We start from the raw sequence: 20,785 nt of genomic DNA on the forward strand, positions 1-20,785 counted from the left end.
AGAGGTGCACACAATGTCACTCTGCCTGCCCACCTACGTGGTGATCGACGCCTCCTCGTCGATGAAGCCGCACGAGGCAGTGCTCAACGCGACCCTCTCGCGTCTGCACTACAACCTGGCGACGAATCCGCGCGTCTCGGAGTTCGCCAGGGTCAGCGTGGTCGCCTTCTCCACCGACGTGCACGTGGTGATCCCGATGTCGGACATGGAGCAGGTCCCGAGCATGCCCGAAGTGATCTGCGGCGGGGGCACCGAGTACGGCAAGGCCTTCGACCAGTTGCGGCAGAGCATCGAACAGGACGTCAGCAGCCTGCGGGCGCAGCAGTACAGCGTGCTGCGGCCGGCGGTCTTCTTCCTGACCGACGGCGCCCCGACCGACGCGAGGTGGCAGGACTCCTTCCGCACGCTGGTGGACCGGAACTGGCCGCGCCACCCGCACGTGATCGCCTACGGCTTCGGCGCCGCCAGGCGCGACGTGCTGAAGGAGGTGGCGACCAAGGCGCTGTTCATCGCCGACGGTTCGGACACCGAGTCGGCGCTGAGCGGGGCGATCACCGGCCTGCTCAACACCCTGATCGCCTCCTCGCAAACCGGTCAGATGCACATCGCCACGGACGTCAAGGGCTTCGAGTACGTGCAGGTCGCCCAGGAATACGTGGACTGAGCGTGGACACCGACCCGCGTACCACGGCGCCCCGGGCGCTGAGGGCCTCCGCCGGGCTGTCCGTGCTGGCCGCGGTGCTGCTCGCCTGCGGCGGCGTGGTCGAGGTGGCGGGCCATCTCGGCGGCCCCTCGACGAACGGGGGCGGAGGCGGCTCGTACCCGGCGACGCCGGTGCCGGTACAACCGACCCCGATCCCGACTCCGACCCCGACCCCGACCCCTGAGGTCTCCTCGCCCGCCGCGGCGCCGTCGCCGAGTTACTCGCCCTCGGCCTCACCCACCCAGTTGCCCGAGCCGACGACCGCCCCCACCACCCCCACCACATCGGCGTCTCCTTCGGAGCACCCTCCAGGGAAAGGGGCATCCCGGACGAAGGCTCCTGTGACGAGGAACGCCGCCCCGTAGCTGCGATACCGGCGCGGCCACTGAGGGGCCGAGCAACACGGGCAGCCGGCGGGCGGGCCGGGGAGTGGGCGGGGAGTGGGGCGGGGGGCTGATGGTGGCGCCGATGGTGGCGCCGTCACCCGAACGCAGTCGCTTCGGGTTCTCGCGCGGCCCCGGAGTCGCCCGGAAGGCGGCCCCGGGGCGCCTCCTCAAGGCGGACCTACCGTGGCGTCGGCGGTGCCGGGGCGTCGTTCCGGTGGTTTCCGCGGGGCTCGACGCGGGGTCTCGCCTCTCGCCGCGCGGGGGTGCGCACCCCCGCCCCGTCGGTCGGCTGCGCCATCCGGGTAGGCCTCGGCGGGCGGGGTCGGCGGCCCGGGCGGGGGTCTTCGGGGAGGGGCGCGAGGGCCGGGGGCTCGCGCCGAAGCCGTCGTCGCGGGGGCCTGCGGTCGACCGGTGGGCGGCGGCGCTCGGTGCGCGGGGGTGGCTGTTTCGAGACGCCGGACGAACGGCACTTGACGGTGGGTCAGTCGAGGAGTCGACCGGGCGGATCCTCGCCCGACCCGGCTCGTCGGGGGGCCGGGCGGGAGGGTCGGATCCGGCCGCCGGGGCGGTGATCGGGCGGCCGCGTCCGGGGGCCCTTCGCATGCCGAGGACCGTTCGCGGTTGCCGTCCAGAAGCTGCGAGCCGGGGCGTCAGGCGGATACTGGAGATGTGAGAACGGCTCTGGCAGGCACATCCCTGACGTGCCCGCCGCTTAGGGCTGTCTCACGGCAACGGCAGTCTCTGTCGTGCTCCCCGGGTCCGCGCCGTCGGCGTCGGCCGTGGACGTGCGGCGTGCCAATGCAAGGGAAGAAATGGAGTCGTGATGAGTTACTTCAACCGCAGGGACCGCGGTCGCGGACGTGAACGTGACCGTCGCCGCCGTCGCCACGGCCGCCGTCGTCGGTTTGGCTTCTGGTGACAGATAAGGGCGGTCCGGGCTGTGCTTAACAGCCCGGCATGACACCCATCCCTGGGGCCGGCGGTATCACCGCCGGCCCCTCATCCTGAGTGGGGTTCCTCCATGCACGGTGCGACGCCCATGGGGGGTCCGGAGGACCGGGCAGCCGACCGGGCCATCGACCAGGGGCCGGTGGCGGACTCGCCCGTCATCTCGCTGCGTGATCTGTTCCGGCGGTTCTGGCCGTGGGTCCGACCGGACGTGCGCTGGCTGCCGCTGAGCGCGGTGCTGCTCGTTCTCGGCGCCTTCGGCGAGGTCGTCTCGGTCTGGATGTTCAAGGACCTGATCGACGAAGTCCTGGTGCCGCGGCACTTCGCCGAATTCTGGCCGCTCGGTGGCACGATGCTCGCCGCGGCCGCGGCGGCGGCGCTGTTCACCTTCGCGGGCACCTACACCGGCACCTGGATCGCCGAGCGCTACCTGCTCCGGCTCCGGACCGGCACACTGGCCCATCTGCACACCCTGCCGCCCGACACCCTGGAGACCCGCTGGCGCGGCGACCTGGTGGCCCGGATGACCGCCGACATCGCGACGATCGAGCAGATGGTCGCGACCGGCCTGGTCGAGGGCGCGGTGGCCTCGACCAGCCTGGTGCTGTTCGCCGGTGCGGCGTTCTACCTGAGCTGGCCCCTCACCCTGGCGGCGCTGATCGTCGCGCCGCTGTTCATCTTCACCACCGGCTTCTTCGGGCGCCGCATCCGCATCCGGGAGCGGCAGGTCCAGCGCCGCGCCGGCGGCGTCACCGCGCTGCTGGAGGAGACGCTGCGCAACGTGGTGGTCACCCGCACCTGCGGCCAGGAGGAGCGCGAGGTCGAGCGGGTGCACCGCGAGGGAAAGGCCCTGCTGGACGCCGAGCTCTCCGCCGCCCGGATGTCCGACCTCTACCAGCCCCTCCTCAACGTCCTCCAGATGCTCGCGGGGCTGGTCGTGGTGGGCGTCGGCGCCCTCCAGGTCATCCACGGCGAGCTGAGCCTGGGTGGTCTGCTCGCCTTCGCCGCCTTCATGGCGCAGCTGTTCGAGCCGATCCAGCAGCTCGCCGGGCTCGTCCCGCTCGCGGGCGCGGCCTGCGCCTCGGGCGAGCGCCTGCTGGAGATCCACGACCTGTCCAGTCCGGTCCGGGAGAGCCCCGCCGCGCGGGACGCCGGCGCGGTCCGCGGCCGGGTCTCCTTCGAGGGCGTCCACGTCGCCTACCCCGGCAGTTACGACGCCCCGGTGCTGTCCGACGTCAGCTTCGACGTCAGCCCCGGCAAGGTCCTGGCCGTCATCGGCCCCAGCGGCAGCGGCAAGTCCACGCTCGCCAAGCTCCTGGTCCGCTTCCTGGACCCGCAGGCCGGTACCGTCCGTCTCGACGGCGTCGACATCCAGGACCTGACCATCGCCTCGCTGCGCGGGGCGATGAGCTTCCTGCCCCAGCAGGCGCAGCTCTTCCACGCCACCATCCGGGACAACATCGCCTACGGCAGGCCCGACGCCCCGCAGGACGAGATCGAACGCGCCGCCCGCAGCGCCGGCGCCCACGGCTTCATCACCGCGCTGCCGCAGGGGTACGGCACGGTCATCGGCGACGAGGGCTTCCAGCTCTCCGGCGGGCAGGCCCAGCGCGTCGCCATCGCCCGGGCCTTCCTGCGCGGCGCGCCGGTCCTCGTCCTGGACGAACCCACCACCGGCCTGGACCCGAAGACCGTCCAGCAGCTGATCCCCCCGCTGCGCCGCCTGATGGCGGGCCGCACCACGATCCTGATCACCCACGACCCGGCCTTCCTCCCGCTGGCCGACCACGTCCTCACCCTCCAGCCGCCGGACGCCCCGCGCCCCCGCTTCGCGGAATCGGCCGCCGGGCGCCCGGAGGCCGTCGCGGTGAACGTGTCCGAGGCGGGGCTTCCCGGTGAGCGGGGCCACGGGCCCGGGTGACCTTCGCCCCCCACTCGAACGGCCGGGATCCGCAGGCTGCGGACCCCGGCCGTTCGAGTGCGTGCGGTCAGGAGACGACGATGGTGGTCCGCAGGTAGTAGACGAACGGCGGGCAGGCCGAGCCGCGGTCCGGGAAGGCGCAGCGCCAGATCCAGGTGATGTCGCTCGTCCCGGCGGTGGCCGCGCTGAAGGTCGCGTGCGTGGTGTTGTCGGGGTCGGTGCTGCCGGAGGTCTGCGGCAGCACCGAGGGCGCGGTCGTCGCCGGGACGGAGGACAGCCAGGTGACGGTGCTGTCGCGGTAGGGCGGCAGGTTGACCTGGACCACGTCACCCGGGTGGACCTGCACGGTCTGGCCGTTGGAGGCGACGCCGAGGACCACGACGTCGTTCAGGGCCGGCCGCGCCGGGGCCGCTGCGGCGGCGGTGACGGTGCCGGCGGTCAGGGCGAGGACGGCGGCGGGGACTGTCAACAGCCTCAGGATCTTCATGGCACTCCCGGTACTCGAAGGTTCACGGAAACGGAGGTTCGCGTGGAACGGCGGTGCAGGGTGCGGAGGTTCCGGCCTCCCGTCTATCCGGTGCGGGCGGCCCGGCCGATGGCGCGGAGCCGCCCGGGAGGGAAACCTCCGGCCAAGGATGTCCACATCTGCCGCCTCCGGCAAGGTGCGTGACGATCCGTCAGGCGCTCGTCACTCCGAGCCGCCGCGGCCCCGGTCCTCGGGCCGTCAGTCCCGGCGGCGGGCCGCCATCCAGACGTAGACCAGGATCCCGGCGAACAGGAACAGCACGCCCTGGTAGACGGCCGCGTAACCCGCGCCGGCCACCAGCCACAGGGAGAAGCCGAAGGCGCCCAGGCCCAGCACCGCGTCCCGGGCGAGCCGGCCCCCGGAGACCTTGTCGGGCATGCCGCGCACCAGCCAGTACAGCTGCGCGGCGGTGGAGAGCAGGTACGGGACGGTCGCGGTGAAGGTGGTGACCAGCACCAGGATTTCGAACGCGCCCTTGGCGCCGGTGGCGAAGTTGAGGATGGTCAGCACCGAGGCCAGCGCGACGCTGGTCACGACGCCGAACACCGGGACGCCGCGCCGCTCCTTGGCGAAGGCGGCCGGGAACAGCCCGTCCTTGGCGGCCGCGTACGGCGCCTGGGCGGCCAGCAGCGTCCAGCCGTTGAGCGCGCCGGTCATCGAGACGAGCGCGGCGACGGCGATGGCCGTGCCGCCCCACGTGCCGCCGAACATGGCGTCCACGGCGTCCGAGAACGGCGCGGTGGAGTGGATCAGCCGGTCGTGGGCGACGGTGCCGAAGACCGCGAGCGTGCCCAGCAGGTAGACCACCGCCGCACCGGCCGTGCCGAGCACGCTGGCCCGCCCGACGTTGCGCTCCGGATCGCGGACCTGGCCGGCGCTCATCGCGGCCGACTCCACGCCCAGGTAGCTGAAGAGCAGGATGGCCGCGGCCGCCGTCATCCCGCCGGCCCAGCCGTGCCCGGTGGCGTCGAAGGGGCCCAGGTTGCGCGCGTCGAAGAAGCCCAGACCGCCCACCGAGACCAGCAGCAGCGGGATGAACTTGAGGACGGTGGAGACGAGTTGGACGGCGCCGACGTAGCGGGTGCCGGCCAGGTTCGCCAGCGCGGGCAGCCACTGGAAGGCCATCGCGGCGGCGATGCTGAGCCCGATGGAGTGGCCGACGGGCAGCAGCACGTCGAGATAGCCGACGGCGGCGACCGCGAGCGCGGCGTTGCTGACCCAGGTGGTGATCCAGTACGACCAGGCCGACAGGAACCCGGCGAAGTCCCCGAAGGCCTCCCGGGCGTAGACGTAGGGCCCGCCGGTGCGCGGGTTGCGGCGCGCGAGCTGCCCGAAGACGAGCGCGAGGGCGATCGCGCCCACGGTCAGGACGACGAAGGAGACCAGGCTGACCGTCCCGTAGGGGGCCACGGCGGCGGGGATCATGAAGATGCCGCCGCCGATGATGTTGCCCATCACCAGGGCGGTGGCGGTCGGCAGGCCGAAGCGGCCGCCCTTGCGGGGTGTCGCGGTGACCGCTTCCGGCGTCTTCGGCGGGCTCGGTCGGGTCGCCTGCCGGGGTGCGGCCGGGCTGGTCTGCATGAGGGTGGTGCGCCTTTCGTGGTCCTGCTCGTGCTCGGTGGAGCCACCGTTCATGCTCGAACCGGGTGGCGCTCTGTACCAAATCGATGGGATTTGTTCAGTCGGCCTGGCATGTCACCGCAAGACTTGCGGTCCCGCGCCGGTCGGACGGGCACTCGTCCTGCGCCGCTCCGGCGGGCACTCGTCCTGTGCCGGTCGGACGGGCACTCGTCCTGCGCCGCTCCGGCGGGCACTCGTCCTGTGCCGGTCGGACGGGCGCTCGTCCAGTGCCGGTCCGGCGCGGCCGTTCGGCGTGCGGCCGGGTGTCCGAGGGCGTTCACCCGGGGGAGGGATGTCGTCACCCGGATGCCTCAGCCGGGTTGCGGCGCGCCGCGGCGCGTGCGCGTTCGTGTGCAAACGTTGGCCCGGCGCCTCCCCGTGGGGCGTCGCCCAGCCTGCGGGCGGTCGACGTGGCCGGTCGGGGGCGCGGGTCAGAGGACCAGAGACGAACTAGGGGACAGTAGATGTCGCTTCGTGGGAAGATCCGCAAGCTCGCGGTGATCGTGGCCGTGACGGGTGCCGCCGTGGTGGCCGTGCCGACCTCGGCCATGGCGTTCGGCCACACGCCGGTGCCGTCCTCCGGGCAGGGCCTGGAGTCCGGTTCGGCGGGTGTCGGCCTGTTCGGCCCGCACGCCAACTGGTTCAACTACCACGAGCACAGCGAGGGCTGATCCGTCCGAGCTCGGAGCCCGGGGGCCGCTGTGGGCCTCCGGGCTCACGGCTGTCCGCGCGGCGAGGCGCGGTGCAGTGCCGTGCGGCGCGCTGCCGGACCGGTCGGGCGGATCGGACGGGTCGGTCGGGGCGGCGGTCCGAGCAGGTCAGGCGGGCAGGGCGGGGGCGGCGGCCCGCTCGCGCAGTTCCTTCAGTACGGCGATGTCCATCGCGTGCCCGGTGCCGTCCCCGCCGTGCTTGCGGTCCGGGGTCTCCACCAGCAGCGGGACACCGGCCGTCTCCGGGTGCTCGAACAGCTCGCGGAACGGTTCCGCGCCGATCATCCCGGCGCCGATGTTGGCGTGCCGGTCCTTGCGCGCGCCGACGACGTCCTCGGAGTCGTTGGCGTGGATCAGCCGCAGCCGGCCCGGCCCGGCCGCCGACGCCAGGGCGTCCAGCGCGGCCGTCACCCCGCCCGGTACGGCCAGGTCGTGCCCGGCGGCGAAGGCGTGGCAGGTGTCCAGGCAGACGCCGACCTTCGGGTGCCCGTCCAGCGCCTCGACGTACTCGGCGAGCTCCTCCAGCCGGGAGCAGAGCGAGCTGCCCTGGCCAGCCGTCGGCTCCAGCAGCAGCCAGGGCGCGTCCTCGCCGAGGGCGTCCAGTTCGTCCAGCAGCGGCCGCACGTCGGCCCGGACCTGTGCCATCGCCTCGGCCCGCCGGGAGCCGCCGCCGGGCGCCGTGCCGACCGCCGAGCCGGTGTGCAGGACGACGCCCAGTGCGCCGATCGCGTGGCCGCGGCGCAGCGAGTGCCGCAGCGAGTCGGCCGAGCGCTCGCGGGTGGCCGGGTTGTCCGAGCCGAAGTTGATCAGGTACGGCGCGTGCACCCAGGCGGGGAGTCCCTGCTCGGCGCAGGCCGCCCGGAACTCCTCGTCCTGCGCGGGGTTGCCCGGCGGAGTGGCCCAGCCGCGCGGGTTGGCCACGAACACCTGCACGGTCTCGGCGCCGACCCGGCGCGCGTACGCCAGCCCCGTGCCGGCCAGCCCGCGGGCGGCCACCGGGACGTGGGCGCCGACCGGGTTGCGGAGGGTTCCGAGGGGCGCTGCGGGTGCGGTGGTCATGGCCCCGAGGATGTCACGCCGCCGGCCGGCGGTGGCACGCGGCCCGGCCGGCGGTGCCGGGGGTGGTGCCGGGGGTGGTCCGGTGGCGTGCCGTGCGGCGCGGCTCGGAGCGCGCCGCGCCGCACGCGCCACGCCGGGCCGTCCCACCACCGGCCGACGCCCCGTCAGTCCCGCAGCCCAGCCCTGGTGGCGGGCCCACCCGGCGGCCCATAGCGTCGAGTCGGCCGCACCCACCGGCCGTCACTGACCAAGCACACCGTGTAAGAACAGACACCGCGTACCTAGCGCGCTGCCCGGCAGGCTCCGGCCGCACACCGGCGAGCGCGCCGGAAAGAACAGGTCACCACTCATGCCCACGCGACGGGTCCACCACTTCGCCGCGGCCACCGCCGCCGCCACCGCCCTGACCACCGTCCTCGCCACCCTGGCCGCCGCGCCCGCGGCCCACGCCGCCGACGGCCTGTACGTCGTCCAGCCGGGCGAATCGATTCAGCAGGCCGTCGACGCCGCCCTCCCCGGCGACACCGTCCAACTGCTCGCCGGCACCTACCCCGGCAGCGTCCGCATCACCACCCCGGGCCTCACCCTGCGCGGCGCCGGCGCGGACAGCGTGATCACCCCCGGGGACGGCACCGAGAACGCCTGCGCCACCGCCGGCCACGGCCTCTGCGTGGACGGCACCGAGGCGGCCCCGCTGCCGGACGTCACCATCGAGACCCTCGCCGTCACCGGCTTCCGCAAGAACGGCATCGACGCCAGCGGCACCACCGGCCTGACCGTGCGCGACACCTACGTCCACGACAACGCCCAGCAGGGCATCAGCCAGGAGATCTCCACCCGGGCCCGGATCGTCGGCAACCGCGCGACCCGCAACGGCCAGTCCGGTGTCTTCCTCGCCAACTACGCCTACCGCGAGGGCGGCGCGCCCGACACCGGGGGCACCGTCGTGGAGGGCAACGAGCTGACCGAGAACCGGGTCGGCGTCACCGTCCGCCGACTGCGCGGGCTGGCCGTCCAGGACAACGAGCTCCGCGGCAACTGCGCCGGCGTCTTCGTGGTCGGCGACGAGGGCGTGCCCCGGGCCGGGGACCTCGACGTGCGTCGCAACCGGGTCGTCGCCAACAACATGTTCTGCCCGGCCAACCCGCGGCTGGGCGCCATCCAGGGCGCGGGCATCGTGCTCACCGGGGTCGAGGACACCCGGGTCACCGACAACGAGGTCCACGACAACGTCGGCAGCTCGGACTTCTCCGGCGGGATCGTCCTCTTCAAGAGCGCCGTCGGCGTCCCCAACGCCCGCAACACCGTCGCCGACAACCACCTGAGCGGCAACAGCCCGGCCGACATCGCCGACCGCGACACCGGTGAGAACGCGTTCGCCCGCAACACCTGCGCGCGGTCCGATCCGTCCGGCCGCTGCTGAACCGCGGCACCCGCACCCGGTACGACCCGCCCCCGGCACGCGCCCCCGGCACCCCCGCCCCCGTCGACAAGGAAGACCTCCCATGACCATCGCACCGCCCCCCACTCCCCAGGCCGCGATGCGCCTGCGCGAGCTCGTCTTCGGCGCCGCCTGCGCCGCCGCCGTCCGCGCGGCCGCCCGGCTCGGCGTCGCCGACGTGCTCGGCGACACCCCGACCAGCGTCACCGAACTCGCCGCCGCCCTCGACACCGAGCCCCTGCCGCTGTGCCGCCTGCTGCGCGCGCTCACCTGCTACGGCATCTTCTCCGAGACCTCCGACGACCGCTTCGAGCACACCGAGATGTCCCGCCTGCTGCGCGAGGACGCGCCCAACTCGCTGCGGTACATCTCCCTCTGGTGCACCGAGCCGTGGACCTGGGAGGCCTGGCCCAAGCTGGACGAGGCGGTCCGCTCCGGCCGCAACGTCTTCCCCGAGCTGTTCGGCAAGGAGTTCTTCGACTACCTGCACAGCGACGCGGGCGACTCCGCGAAGGTCTTCGACAAGGCGATGACCGCCTCCAGCCGGCAGTCCGCCCACGACCTCGCCGAGTACCTGGACCTCACCGGCGTCGACTCGGTGGCGGACATCGGCGGCGGCCAGGGGCACGTGCTGGCCAGCCTGCTGGAGAAGCACCCGGCGCTGCACGGCACCCTGCTCGACCTGCCCAAGGTGGTCGCCGGCGCCGAACCCCGGCTCCAGGACGGCGGTGCCTTCTCGGCCCGCGCCCGGCTGGTGCCCGGTGACTGCCGGGTGGAGATCCCGGTCCGCGCCGACCTCTACATCATCAAGAACATCCTGGAGTGGGACGACGAGAGCACCCGCCGCACCCTCGCCAACGTGGTCGCCGCGGCCCGGCCCGGCGCCCGCGTCGTGGTGGTGGAGAACCTGGTCGACGACAGCCCGTCGATGCGCTTCACCACCGCGATGGACCTGATGCTGCTGCTCAACGTCGGCGGCGCCAAGCACTCCAAGGAGAGCATGGTGCGGCTGATGGAGGACGCCGGACTGGACGTCGCGGACGTCCACCCGGTCAACCCCTACCTGCACGCCTTCGAGGCCACCGTGCGCGGCTGAGCACCGGCCCTTACGCGAACGACCGCCGTCCCCCGGGGAGTTGGGGGCGGCGGTCGTTCGCGTTGCCGGTCAGGCCGGGTGCGAGGAATCCAGGTGCGCGAAGACCACCACGTTGTCCGAGTAGTCCTTCTGGCCCTTGTCGTACGCACCGCCGCAGGTGATCAGCCGCAGCTGGGCGTCGGGCGTCTGGCCGTACACCTTGTCGTCCGGGAAGGCGTTCTTGGGGAAGGCCTCCACCGAGTCCACCGAGAACACCGCGACCGTGCCGTCCGCGCGCCCCACCTCGATCTGCTGGTCCGGTTGCAGCTGGCTCAGCATCACGAACACCGCCGGGCCCGTGGTGGTGTCCACGTGCCCGGCGACCACCGAGCTGCCGAGCTCGCCCGGGGAGACGCCGTCCCGGTACCAGCCGACCAGGTTGTCGTCGTCCGGCGGCGGCGCGGTGAGCTGGCCCTCCGGATCGAGCGTCAGCTCGGTGAACGGGGCGTCGACGCCGATCTGCGGGATCCGCAGCCGGGTCGGATTGGCACGGCCCAGCGACGGTGGCGCGGGGGCCGGGTCCTCGGCGGCCTCCGCAGGGGCCTCCGCGGGGGCGTCCGTGGGGGCGTCCGCGGGGGTGGTGGCCGGTGGGGACGGGCGGGGGGTGGCCGGCGCGACGATCGCCGGGGGACGGGTCATGCGGGACGCCGAGTTGGCTCTCGGCGTGGTGTCGACCGAGTTGTACATCAGCAGCAGACCGACCGCCGCCGCACCGATGCCGGTGCGCAGCAGTCGGGACATTCCAGGGACGGGACCGCCCATCGCTCCTCTTTCTCCATTCCCATGCGCAGCCGGGCCGGTGACGGCCCGAAAAGGTCCAGAAGGTCCAAAACGACCCGCCGCCCCCGTGCGCGCCGCCCTGGTGGGGAGGCGCGTGGGGGCGGCGTCAGATGCCGGACGTCAGATGGTGGCGCCGGTGTTGCGGCGGTTGCGGCGCAGCGCGTACGCGCCGGCCCCGAGGCCGCCGATCAGGAGGACGGCGCCGGAGGCGAGGCCGCCACCGGACAGCGTGGTGCCGGTCTCGACCATCGCCAGGCCGCCACCGCCGGCGTGCACGCCGCCGTGCGGGCCCTTGCGGCCGTGCTCGCCACCACGGCCGTGCTCGCCGCCGCGGCCCTCGCCGCCCTTGTCGCCGCCGCGGCCCTCGCCGCCCTTGTCGTCGCCACGGCCTTCGCCGCGGCCGTGCTCGTCGCCACGGCCTTCGCCGCGGCCGTGCTCGTCGCCACGGCCTTCGCCGCGGCCGTGCTCGTCGCCGCGACCCTCGCCGCGGCCGTGCTCGTCGCCACGGCCTTCGCCGCGGCCGTGCTCGTCGCCCCGGTCGTCGCCGCGGCCGTGCTCGTCGCCGCGGTCGGACTGGTCCTGCGAGGTGAGGCTCTTCGCCTGGTCGGCGGAGCCGTCGGCGAAGGCCATGGGGGTGCCGACGGTGAGAACGGCGGCGACAGCCGCCCCGGCGAGCAGAGTGCGTGCAGAACGCATGAGGTTGATCCTTCCGATACACAGGCCCGCGATCGCCGGCACGGCGCCGGACAAGGGAATTCGTGGGAACTGCGTCTGATTCACCGTCAACCACCGCGACGTCCGCCGCCACCGGAGAGTGGCGACTTGGGTACGGACTGTGCTCGATTCGAGTGGAGTCTCGGCCCGGTTCACCCGGGTGCCCCAGTGGGACGGGTGAAAAGGATTCGCGGCGGTCCGGGCCGAGTCGGTCCTGTGCTGACGGCGTGTCGGTCCGTCCCGAAGGCGCTGACGCTGCGTCGGGCGGGTCCGGGGCGATGCTGACGCCGCGTCGGGCAGGCCCGGGAAGGCGCTGACGCCGCGTCGGGCGGCTCGGATGGTGCTGACGTGCCGTCGGGCGGGCGTGGGTGGCACTGACGCCGCGTCGGGCGGGCTCGGGCGGCGCTGACGCCACGTCCGGTCGATCCGGACGCACACGTGGGCCCGCCCCCGGCGGATGGCCGGGGGCGGGCCCAGGACGAGCGGGACGGGTGGGACGGGGTCAGCGGTCCCAGCGGTAGAACTCGTGCGCCATGGCGTCCTTCGGCTCGCGCCAGGTGGCCGGGTCGTAGGCCTGGACGAAGGCGGTCAGCTGGTCACTGACGGACCGGAACTCCGGGTGGCCGATGACCTTGGCGACGGCCGGGCCCGGCGGGCGGTCGGCCTCGATGAGGTGCAGGTAGACGTCGCCGAACTGGAACAGGCTGCGGCCGGTGACGCCGATCAGGTGCGGCAGTTCACCCTGGTCGGACGTGGCGAACACCTCGGCGATGTCCGGTGCCGCCTCCGGCTTCATCCGGGCGACGATCAGGGCGCGGTGCATCCCGGTCACCGCTCCGCCGCCCGCTTCTCGACCTTCTCGCGGATCAGCTCCAGCTGGATCCGGGAGTTGCGGTTGATGTGGTTGACCATGCCGTGGTCGTCGACCGGGGCGGTGGGCTTCATCGCGAAGTCCTGGATCCAGCGCATCCTCGTCCCGGCCGGGACCTCCGCGTACTCCCAGCGGATGTCCATGAACTCGAACGGGCCGGGCTCGACCCGGCGGGCGCGCACCGCGAGCGAGGACTTGTCGGTGGTGCGCTCGGAGACCCAGCTCCACACCTGGCCGTTCTCGTCCGGGTGCATGGTGAGCCGGAAGCGGACGCTGTCGCCGTCGCGCTCCAGCACCTCCACCGAGGCGTACTCGCTGAAGAGGTCCGGCCAGTTCTCCAGGTCGTTGGTGATCTCCCAGACCAGGTCGAGGGGGGCGGCGATGACGATCTCGTTGTCGGTGTGTCCGGGCATCTCAGGCACCAGCTTTCGGGGAGAGGAGGGAGGTGTTGACGAGCTCCAGGAACTCGGCCGGGGTCTTGGCGGACTCGGCGCCCGAGGTGACCTTGAGGCCGTGCCGGTTCTCCAGTTCGCCGACGACGCCGAGCAGGCCGAGCGAGTCGACGCCGAACTCGTCGAACTGCGCGCCCGGACGCTCCAGGTGGAGCGGGTCGACGGTGACGCCGGCCCGGGCCTGGATCAGGGCGGCCAGCTCGGGATAGCTGAGGGTGTTGCTCACGGGGTGTCCCTTCGGTGGAATTGCGGGTGCGGTCTCAGGGCCGGTCTCCGCACCGGAGCACCAGCGCGGAGTTGGAACCCATCAGCCCGCGGCTGAGCACCAGTGCGGTGCGCAGTTCGGCCGGACGGGCGCGGCCGGTCACCAGGGCGAGGTCGTGGCTGACCTCGGTGACGTTCGGGGTGGGCGGCAGCACGCCGTCCTCCATGGCCAGGACGGCGGCCGCCACGTCCAGCAGCGGCGCGCCGCAGTAGGCCCGTCCGGTACCGGACTTGGGGGCGGTGACCGGGACGCGTTCGGCCGCCGGGCCGAGCGCGTCGGCCAGTGCGAGCGCCTCGGCCCGGTCGGCGGCCGGGACGCCGAGCGCGTCCGCGAAGACCACGTCGATCTCCTCGGGCGCGATCCTGGCCTCGTCCAGCGCGATGCGGATCGCGGCGGCCAGCCCCTCGCGGGACTCCTCCCAGCGGGAGGCCCCGGTGAAGGTGGAGCCGTGTCCGGCCAGGTGGGCCCGGACGGCGGCGCCGCGCTGCCGGGCCGCCTGCTCGTCCTCCAGCAGCAGCATCGCGCCGCCCTCGGCGGGGGCGAAGCCGCAGGCCTGCGCGGTGAACGGCAGATAGGCCCGGTCGGGCTGCCCGGCGAGGCTGACCTCCGGGTAGCCGAGCTGGCAGACCATCGAGTACGGCGCCAGCGGTGCCTCGGCGGCGCCGGCCACCACCGCGTCGGTGCCGCGCTCGATCGTGCGGGCCGCGTGCGCGAGCGCGTCCAGGCCGCCGGCCTCGTCGCTGGCGACCACCCCGCACGGGCCCTTGTAGCCGCCGCGGATCGAGATCTGGCCGGTGCTGGCCGCGTAGAACCAGGCGATGGACTGGTACGGGCCGACGAACTGCGGCCCCTGGCCCCAGAGCTGCTGGAGCTCGCGCTGGCCGAACTCGCCGCCGCCGGAGCCGGCCGCGGTCACCACCCCGACCGCGAAGGGATGTTCGGGGTCGGGGTGGAACCCGGCGTCCGCCACCGCCAGGTCGGCGGCGGCCATCGCGTAGTGCGTGAACCGGTCGGTCTGCACCAGGTACCGGCTGTCGATCGCGGCCCGCGGGTCGAAGTCCCGCACCTGGCCGGCGACGCGCAGCGGCAGCCCGTCGCAGCCCTCGCGGGTGATCCGGTCGAGGACGCTCACGCCCTGCCTGGTGGCCTTCCAGAAGGCGTCGGCCCCAACGCCGTTCGGCGCCACCACGCCGAGGCCGGTGACCACCGCCCGGCGGCCCTGCTGACGTGACGTCATGACACTCACCCCGTTCTGTTGAGCACGACGGCGGACTGGAATCCGCCGAATCCGCTGCCGACCGAGAGGATGTGGCTCAGCGGCAGCTCGCGCGCGGTGCGCGGCACGTAGTCGAGGTCGCACTCCGGGTCGGGAGTCTCGTAGTTGGCGGTCGGCGGCACCACGCCGTGGGCCAGCGCCAGGGTGCAGGCGACCACCTCGATGGCGCCGATCGCGCCGAGCGAGTGCCCGACCATCGACTTGATGGAGCTCATCGGCGTCCGGTAGGCGTGGGCGCCGAGCGAGCGCTTGACGGCGGCGGTCTCGTGCCGGTCGTTCTGCTTGGTGCCCGAACCGTGCGCGTTGACGTAGCCGACGTCGGTGCGGTCCACCCGGGCGTGGGCGAGCGCGTCGTCGATCGCCCGGGACATCTCCAGCCCCTCCTGGGTGAGGCCGGTCATGTGGTAGGCGTTGCCGAAGGTGGCGAAGCCGCCGAGCTCGCCGTAGATCCGGGCGCCGCGGCGGCGGGCGTGCTCTAGTTCCTCCAGCACCAGGACGGCGCCGCCCTCGCCGAGGACGAAGCCGTCCCGGTGGGCGTCGAAGGGCCGGGAGGCGTGCTCCGGGTCGTCGTTGCGCTCGCTGGTGGCCTTGATGGCGTCGAAGCAGGCGACGGTGATCGGCGAGATCGGCGAGTCGGAGGCGCCGGCGATGCAGATGTCGGCGCGCCCCTCCTCGACGGCCTGGAAGCCGTAGCCGATCGCGTCGAGGCCGGAGGTGCAGCCGGTGGAGACGGTCTGCACCGGGCCGTGCGCGCCGGTGCGCTCGGCGACCGTGGAGGCCAGCGTGCTGGGCGCGAAGGCCCGGTGCAGCTGCGGTTCGGCCCGCTGGTGGTCGACGTCCCAGCGGGCGCCGCCGGCGCTGACCAGGGCGTAGTCGTGCTCCAGTCGGGTGGTGCCGCCGACGGCGGTGCCGAGCGAGACGGCGATCCGCCACGGGTCCTCGGCGGCCAGGTCCAGGCCCGCGTCGGCGATCGCCTCGTCCGCCGCGACCATCGCGAACTGCACGTAGCGGTCGGCCCGCTGGATGTCCGCCGGGCTCAGCCCGTGGGCCGCCGGGTCGAAGTCGACCTCGGCGGCGATCCGGGAGCGGAACCCGGTGGGGTCGAAGAGCGTGATGCCCCGGGTGGCGGTGCGGCCGGCGGTGAGGAGCTCCCAGAACGCCCGGACCCCGACCCCGCCGGGCGCGACGACGCCGATCCCGGTGACGGCGACGCGCCGGGTCACGAGGCCACCTTGGCGTGTTCCGGCGGCCCGGCGGCGCCGGTCTCCTCGGTGTCCACGTGGCCGAGCTCGGGGCGGGGGGCGAGCGGGCCGAGGTGGAACACCATCCGGGCCTCGGTGTCGCCGACGTTTCGGAAGCGGTGGCGCATGTTGATCGGGATCATCAGGCCCTGGTTGGGCCTGATCGGACGGCTCTCGCCGTCCAGGTCCACCTCCAGGTCGCCGCTGACCACGAACACGAACTCCTCGGAGTACGGGTGGTAGTGCTCGCCGATCCGCTCGCCGGGCTGGACGATCGCCAGCCCCATGAACCCGCTGGTCGCCCCGCAGGTGGTCGGGGTGAGCATGGCGCGCAGGTCGCCGCCGCGCCGACGGTTCTCCGGTGCCTCGTCGACGTGCACGATCCGTGGGTACTGCGTGGTCATGGTGTTTTCCTCCGAGAGATGCGGCTGGTTCTTCAGTTGTCCTGCGAGCTGCGGTCGGTGACCGGGTTCATGGCGCGGGCGGCGAGGGCGGCGGCGAGCCCGGTGGCGGTGCGCAGGTCGCCCTGCGGGCCGAGGTCGAGCAGCCGGCCGAGCGCGGCGGCCTCCTGGTCGCCCGCCACGCCGAGGGCGGCCGCCGGGTCGGCCTCGGCCGGCACCCGCAGGTCGACCAGGCGCACCACCACGTCCGCCCGGTGGAACACGGTGCTGGCCGCGACCGGGCCGGTCGGGTCGGCGGTGGCGAGGTTGTCGTAGTCGGCGAGCAGCTCGGCGACGGCCTGCCCCTCGCCCGGGCGGACGGGGTACAGCACGGCGTGCCGGTGCAGCCGGGCGGAGGTCGGGGAGCTGGCGATCGCCTGGTGCTTCGCCGGCAGCGCGGCCCGGGCGAAGAAGGCGCGCGCGGCCTGCGGGTCGCCCAGCTGGCGGGCCTCCTCCAGGTACGGGTTGATCGCCTCCTCGACGGCCCGTACCTCCGGCTGCATCGCCACGTGGCGCAGCGCGTCGCCGAGGTTGCCGACCACCTCGACGGCCCGGACCACCCGGTTGCCGTGCATGAACAGCGAGGTGCGGCGCAGCCGGGTGTGCTCGTCCACCTCGGCCCGGGGCGAGGCGTAGCCGGACAGGATCCGGGCCACCTCGTGCTCGCTGCCGGGCTTGACCGTGAAGGTGAGCGCGTGCCGGACCACGCCGTCCGGGCCGGGCTCGGCCTTCGGCGGGCCGACGTGCCCGGCGGGCTCGGTGCGCGGCAGGCCGGGCGGCACCTCCAGCGGGGCCCGGGTGCCGGTGGAGCCGGCCGCCGAGGTCTCGCGCAGGATGCCGTAGCGCAGCGAGCGGAAGTTGTCGCTGACGCAGCCGTGCATCGGCTTGACCATCTCGCGGTGAGCGGGGCTGTCCACCCACTCCAGGAAGGTGTCCTGGTCCTCCCACTCGCTGGTGATCAGCCACTGGCGGGGGTCGTTGATCGACTGGCACAGCTGGTCGCTGACATGGCCGGGCACCGAGGCCACCTGGTGGCGCAGCTGCTCGTAGACGTCGAGGAAGCGCTGCTGGGCGCCGTCCTGGATCTCCAGCATCAGTACCACCCGGAGCCGGGTGTCGGAGTCGGCCTGCTGCTTCCGCTGCGGTTCGGACAGAGTTGTCATGGTCCACTTTCTGCTCTGGGCCGCACGTTGCGGGCCGCGGTGGGCCGCGTCCGGGGGGTGCTCCCGGCTTGGGAGGGCGGTGCGACGGCGATCGGCCCGGTCGGTCGGCGCCAGGCCTGAAGTCGATCGTGAGCGGCGTACCGGGGTGCCGCGATATTTGCGGGCCATCCGGGCGAAGAGGCGGCACAAGCACCCTCGGGCGGGGGATGGAAGAGCGGGGCCCCCGGTCGTGCGGTCGCGTCGAGGGCGGCCCCGATCCCAGCCACCGGTCCGCTGAATCCCCTGACAGGGCGGAGCAATTGATGAATCCGAAGGTTGACGACCGGGTGCCGGTCCTGATCGTGGGAGGGTCGCTGGTCGGGCTGTCGGCCTCGCTCTTCCTCGGCCGACTGGGTGTCAGGCACCTGCTGGTCGAGAAGCACGCCGACACCTCGCATCACCCGCGTGGCCGAGGCAACAACGTCCGCACGATGGAGTTGTACCGGGTGGCCGGGATCGAGCCGGCGATCCGCGAGGCGGCGTCGGTCCTCGCCCCGAACCACGGCATCCTCCAGGCGCCCTCGCTGACCGGCGCCGAGCAGGAGTGGCTGTTCCGGGAGATCGACCCCGGCGGGCGGCTCGCCCGGTTCAGCCCCAGCTCGTGGTGCCTGTGCAGCCAGAACGACCTGGAGCCGGTGCTGCTGCGCGCCACCCGCGACCTCGGCGGCGACGTCCGCTTCAACACCGAGCTGCTCTCCTTCGAGCAGGACGCCGAGGGCGTCACCTCGGTGCTGCGCAGCCGGGAGACCGGCGAGGAGCGCCGGGTGCGCTCGGACTACCTGATCGCGGCGGACGGCCCGCGCAGCCCGGCCCGCGAGCGCCTGGGCATCGGCCAGAGCGGCCAGGGCGAGCTGTTCCACAACGTCAGCATCACCTTCCGCGCCAAGCGGCTGGCCGACGTGGTCGGGGACCGGCACTTCATCGCCTGCTACCTGACCAACCCGGAGGCGGACGGCGCGCTGCTGCCGGTGGACAACCAGGAGGAGTGGGTCTTCCACGCGCCCTGGCACCCCGAGCACGGTGAGCCGCTGGAGGCGTTCACCGACGAGCGCTGCGAGCGGCACATCCGCACCGCCGTCGGCCTGCCGGAGCTCGACGTCGAGGTGACCGGCCGGGCGCCCTGGCACGCCGCCGAGCGGGTGGCCGAGCGGTACGGCGCCGGGCGGGTCTTCCTCGCCGGGGACTCCGCGCACGAGATGTCGCCGACCGGCGCGTTCGGCTCCAACACCGGCATCCAGGACGCGCACAACCTGGCCTGGAAGCTCGCCGCGGTGCTCTGCGGGTGGGCCGGGCCGGAACTGCTGGAGACGTACGGGCAGGAGCGGCGCCCGGTCGCGCAGGTGACCAGCGAGCGGGCCTCGGCCCGCTCGGCCGAGCACAGCCACCCCGGGTACGCGGTGGTGCCGGGTGCCGGGCGGCAGACCGGGGTGCTCGGGGTGGCGCTCGGCTACCGCTACCCGGTGGGCGCGGTGACCGGGACGGACCCGGCGGGCGCGGTCGTCCCCGAGAAGTTCGAGTCGGCCGGGGAGCCGGGCAGCCGCGCCCCGCACCAGTGGCTGCTGCGGGCGGGCGTGCGCCTGTCCACGCTGGACCTGTACGAGCAGGCGATGGTGCTGCTCACCGGCCCCGAGGGCGCGGCCTGGCAGGCCGGGGCGCGGCGGGCGGCCGACCGGCTGGCCGTCCCGCTGGACGCCTACCGGATCGGCGGCGGCGCCGAGGACGACCTGGCGCCGGAGCCGGGCGCGGACTTCGCGGAGTTGCACGGGATCGGCCCGGCCGGCGCCGTGCTGGTCCGGCCGGACGGCTTCGTCGCCTGGCGCTCGACGGGCGCGGCGGACGACCCGGAGACGGAGGTCGCCGGGGCCCTGCGGGCGGTGCTGAGCCTGTAGGGCGTGGCCGACAACGGGACCTGCCCGCCGGTTTCGCAACCGGCGGGCAGGTCTTCATGTGGGGGGACGGATGCGGCCGGAGCCGCCGTCCGGCGGCCGTCGGTCAGGGTGCGGCGAGGTCGGACGGGTCGGTGTTGGCGCCGCACAGGAGGACGGCGACCCGCTCGCCCTCCGCGTGGTCGAGGGCCGCCAGGGCGGTGGAGGCCGCGTACTCGACGGCGATGCGGTGGTCCTCCCAGAGCCGGCGGCGGGCGCGCACGATGGCCTCGTCGTCGACCAGGACGGACCGGACGCCCTCGTGGCGGGCGGCGTGGACGGCGAGGGCGGTGGCGCGGCGGGCGCCGAGGGCGTCCTGGGCCACGGAGGACACCGGGACGTCGACGGGGTGGCCGGCGGCGAGGGCGGCGTGCAGGGCCCGGCTGCCCTCCGGCTCCACCGCGACCACCCGGACGCCGTGCTCGCGGGCCGCGACGGCCACCCCGGCGAACAGCCCGCCGCCGCCGACCGACACCACCACCGTGTCCAGCCCGGGGACCCGGGCGCGGATCTCCTCCAGCACGGTGCCCGCGCCGGCGGCGATCAGCGGGTGGTCGTAGGCGTGCGAGGCCAGCGCCCCGCTGCCCGCCGCGAACTCCTCGCAGGCCGCCAGCGCCTCCGCGTACTCCCGGCCGACCAGCCGCACGTCGGCGCCGTACGAGCGCAGCCGCGCCAGCTTCACCGGGGAGGCCGTCTCGGGCAGGAACACCGTGGCGCGCACGCCGAGCTCGCGCGCCGCCCAGGCGCAGGCCAGCCCGGCGTTGCCGCCCGAGGCGATGGTGACCCCGGCCTCCGGCAGGGTGCCCGCCTCGGCGTGCGCGAGCAGGAAGTTCTGCGCGCCGCGGGCCTTGAAGCTGCCGGTGTGCTGAAGGAACTCCAGCGCCAGCCAGGTCCGCCCGTGGTCGTCCCCGGGGGCGACCGCGACCGGCCGCACCCTCCCGGCGATCCGCTCACCGGCGGCCTTGACCTCGTCGTACGTCAATCGGTCCATCGTGCCTGCTCCTCAAGCCGGGTGCGTCGCCTCTGGGCTTGACGGTACGTCGCGGGCGCGGGACGAGGAAAGGATCACGGTCGGGGGGGGCCGGGGGGGGGGCCGGGGGGGGCCCCCCCCGGGCGCGGGGGGGGGGGGGCCCCGGCCGCGGGGGAGTGTGTTTTAAAAAAAAAAAAGAC

Annotated in this window: 19 protein-coding genes; 6 read left to right on the forward strand and 13 right to left on the reverse strand. The window is 74.0% G+C overall.

All coding sequences use genetic code 11. The annotated features are described in order from the left end of the window. Positions 1–13 precede the first annotated feature (13 nt). Together ACFWPI_RS34630 and ACFWPI_RS34635 are read left to right on the forward strand one after the other, a co-directional pair. A complete protein-coding gene (locus ACFWPI_RS34630) occupies positions 14–664 on the forward strand; it encodes a VWA domain-containing protein (RefSeq protein ID WP_363370930.1) in 651 nt (216 codons plus the stop codon). 1,464 nt (positions 665–2,128) lie between these two features. Further along, positions 2,129–3,958 (forward strand): ABC transporter ATP-binding protein, encoded by a 1,830-nt coding sequence (locus ACFWPI_RS34635; protein ID WP_380372204.1) that lies wholly within the window; start codon positions 2,129–2,131, stop codon positions 3,956–3,958. Between the two features lie 67 nt (positions 3,959–4,025). Here the strand turns inward: ACFWPI_RS34635 and ACFWPI_RS34640 are convergent, their stop codons facing one another. Further along, complete coding sequence (locus ACFWPI_RS34640; protein WP_380372206.1) at positions 4,026–4,445, reverse strand: hypothetical protein; 420 nt, start codon at positions 4,443–4,445, stop codon at positions 4,026–4,028. A 237-nt stretch (positions 4,446–4,682) separates the two neighbouring features. Continuing rightward, positions 4,683–6,065, reverse strand: coding sequence for an amino acid permease (locus ACFWPI_RS34645; RefSeq protein WP_380372240.1), 1,383 nt, complete (start codon positions 6,063–6,065; stop codon positions 4,683–4,685). 503 nt (positions 6,066–6,568) lie between these two features. Here ACFWPI_RS34645 and ACFWPI_RS34650 point away from each other — a divergent pair. Then, positions 6,569–6,775, forward strand: a complete 207-nt coding sequence (locus ACFWPI_RS34650) for a hypothetical protein (RefSeq protein ID WP_063350286.1) — start codon at positions 6,569–6,571, stop codon at positions 6,773–6,775. Positions 6,776–6,922: 147 nt separating this feature from the next. Here the strand turns inward: ACFWPI_RS34650 and ACFWPI_RS34655 are convergent, their stop codons facing one another. Beyond that, complete coding sequence (locus ACFWPI_RS34655; RefSeq protein ID WP_363370921.1) at positions 6,923–7,873, reverse strand: deoxyribonuclease IV; 951 nt, start codon at positions 7,871–7,873, stop codon at positions 6,923–6,925. 349 nt (positions 7,874–8,222) lie between these two features. Here ACFWPI_RS34655 and ACFWPI_RS34660 point away from each other — a divergent pair, with 349 nt between their 5' ends. Together ACFWPI_RS34660 and ACFWPI_RS34665 are read left to right on the forward strand one after the other, a co-directional pair. Next, positions 8,223–9,296, forward strand: coding sequence for a nitrous oxide reductase family maturation protein NosD (locus ACFWPI_RS34660; RefSeq protein WP_380372210.1), 1,074 nt, complete (start codon positions 8,223–8,225; stop codon positions 9,294–9,296). An 82-nt stretch (positions 9,297–9,378) separates the two neighbouring features. Next, positions 9,379–10,410: a methyltransferase gene (locus ACFWPI_RS34665; RefSeq protein ID WP_063350289.1), complete on the forward strand. Its 1,032-nt coding sequence runs from the start codon at positions 9,379–9,381 to the stop codon at positions 10,408–10,410. 69 nt (positions 10,411–10,479) lie between these two features. Here ACFWPI_RS34665 and ACFWPI_RS34670 read toward each other — a convergent pair whose 3' ends face one another. The 9 genes from ACFWPI_RS34670 to ACFWPI_RS34710 all read right to left on the reverse strand — a co-directional run bounded on the left by ACFWPI_RS34670 (position 10,480) and on the right by ACFWPI_RS34710 (position 17,651). Next, a complete protein-coding gene (locus ACFWPI_RS34670; RefSeq protein WP_380372213.1) occupies positions 10,480–11,190 on the reverse strand; it encodes a class F sortase in 711 nt (236 codons plus the stop codon). A gap of 159 nt (positions 11,191–11,349) precedes the next feature. Next, a complete protein-coding gene (locus tag ACFWPI_RS34675) occupies positions 11,350–11,925 on the reverse strand; it encodes a hypothetical protein (protein WP_380372216.1) in 576 nt (191 codons plus the stop codon). Positions 11,926–12,445: 520 nt separating this feature from the next. Beyond that, positions 12,446–12,766, reverse strand: coding sequence for a TcmI family type II polyketide cyclase (locus ACFWPI_RS34680; protein WP_063351612.1), 321 nt, complete (start codon positions 12,764–12,766; stop codon positions 12,446–12,448). A gap of 5 nt (positions 12,767–12,771) precedes the next feature. Further along, positions 12,772–13,227, reverse strand: a complete 456-nt coding sequence (locus tag ACFWPI_RS34685) for an SRPBCC family protein (RefSeq protein ID WP_063350292.1) — start codon at positions 13,225–13,227, stop codon at positions 12,772–12,774. A gap of 1 nt (position 13,228) precedes the next feature. Then, positions 13,229–13,492 carry an acyl carrier protein gene (locus ACFWPI_RS34690; protein WP_063350293.1) on the reverse strand — a complete coding sequence of 88 codons (264 nt, stop codon included), beginning with the start codon at positions 13,490–13,492 and terminating at the stop codon, positions 13,229–13,231. A gap of 34 nt (positions 13,493–13,526) precedes the next feature. Further along, the gene (locus ACFWPI_RS34695) at positions 13,527–14,768 is read right to left on the reverse strand and encodes a beta-ketoacyl synthase N-terminal-like domain-containing protein (protein WP_380372220.1); all 1,242 of its coding nucleotides are present in this window, start codon (positions 14,766–14,768) and stop codon (positions 13,527–13,529) included. 5 nt (positions 14,769–14,773) lie between these two features. Continuing rightward, positions 14,774–16,030: a beta-ketoacyl-[acyl-carrier-protein] synthase family protein gene (locus ACFWPI_RS34700; protein ID WP_380372223.1), complete on the reverse strand. Its 1,257-nt coding sequence runs from the start codon at positions 16,028–16,030 to the stop codon at positions 14,774–14,776. Beyond that, a complete protein-coding gene (locus ACFWPI_RS34705; RefSeq protein ID WP_350879141.1) occupies positions 16,027–16,452 on the reverse strand; it encodes a cupin domain-containing protein in 426 nt (141 codons plus the stop codon). Before ACFWPI_RS34705 ends, ACFWPI_RS34700 begins: the two co-directional genes overlap by 4 nt. Positions 16,453–16,484: 32 nt before the next feature. Then, positions 16,485–17,651 carry a SchA/CurD-like domain-containing protein gene (locus tag ACFWPI_RS34710; protein WP_380372226.1) on the reverse strand — a complete coding sequence of 389 codons (1,167 nt, stop codon included), beginning with the start codon at positions 17,649–17,651 and terminating at the stop codon, positions 16,485–16,487. Between the two features lie 206 nt (positions 17,652–17,857). Between ACFWPI_RS34710 and ACFWPI_RS34715 the strand changes: the two genes are divergently transcribed. Then, on the forward strand, positions 17,858–19,579 hold the full coding sequence (locus tag ACFWPI_RS34715; RefSeq protein WP_380372229.1) for an FAD-dependent oxidoreductase: 1,722 nt from the start codon (positions 17,858–17,860) through the stop codon (positions 19,577–19,579). Between the two features lie 103 nt (positions 19,580–19,682). On the opposite strand, the gene ACFWPI_RS34720 is transcribed toward ACFWPI_RS34715, so the two are convergent. Further along, positions 19,683–20,606, reverse strand: coding sequence for a serine/threonine dehydratase (locus ACFWPI_RS34720; RefSeq protein WP_380372232.1), 924 nt, complete (start codon positions 20,604–20,606; stop codon positions 19,683–19,685). Positions 20,607–20,785: the final 179 nt, after the last annotated feature.

Source organism: Kitasatospora sp. NPDC058492, from assembly GCF_042720685.1.
Classification (GTDB): Bacteria; Actinomycetota; Actinomycetes; order Streptomycetales; family Streptomycetaceae; genus Kitasatospora.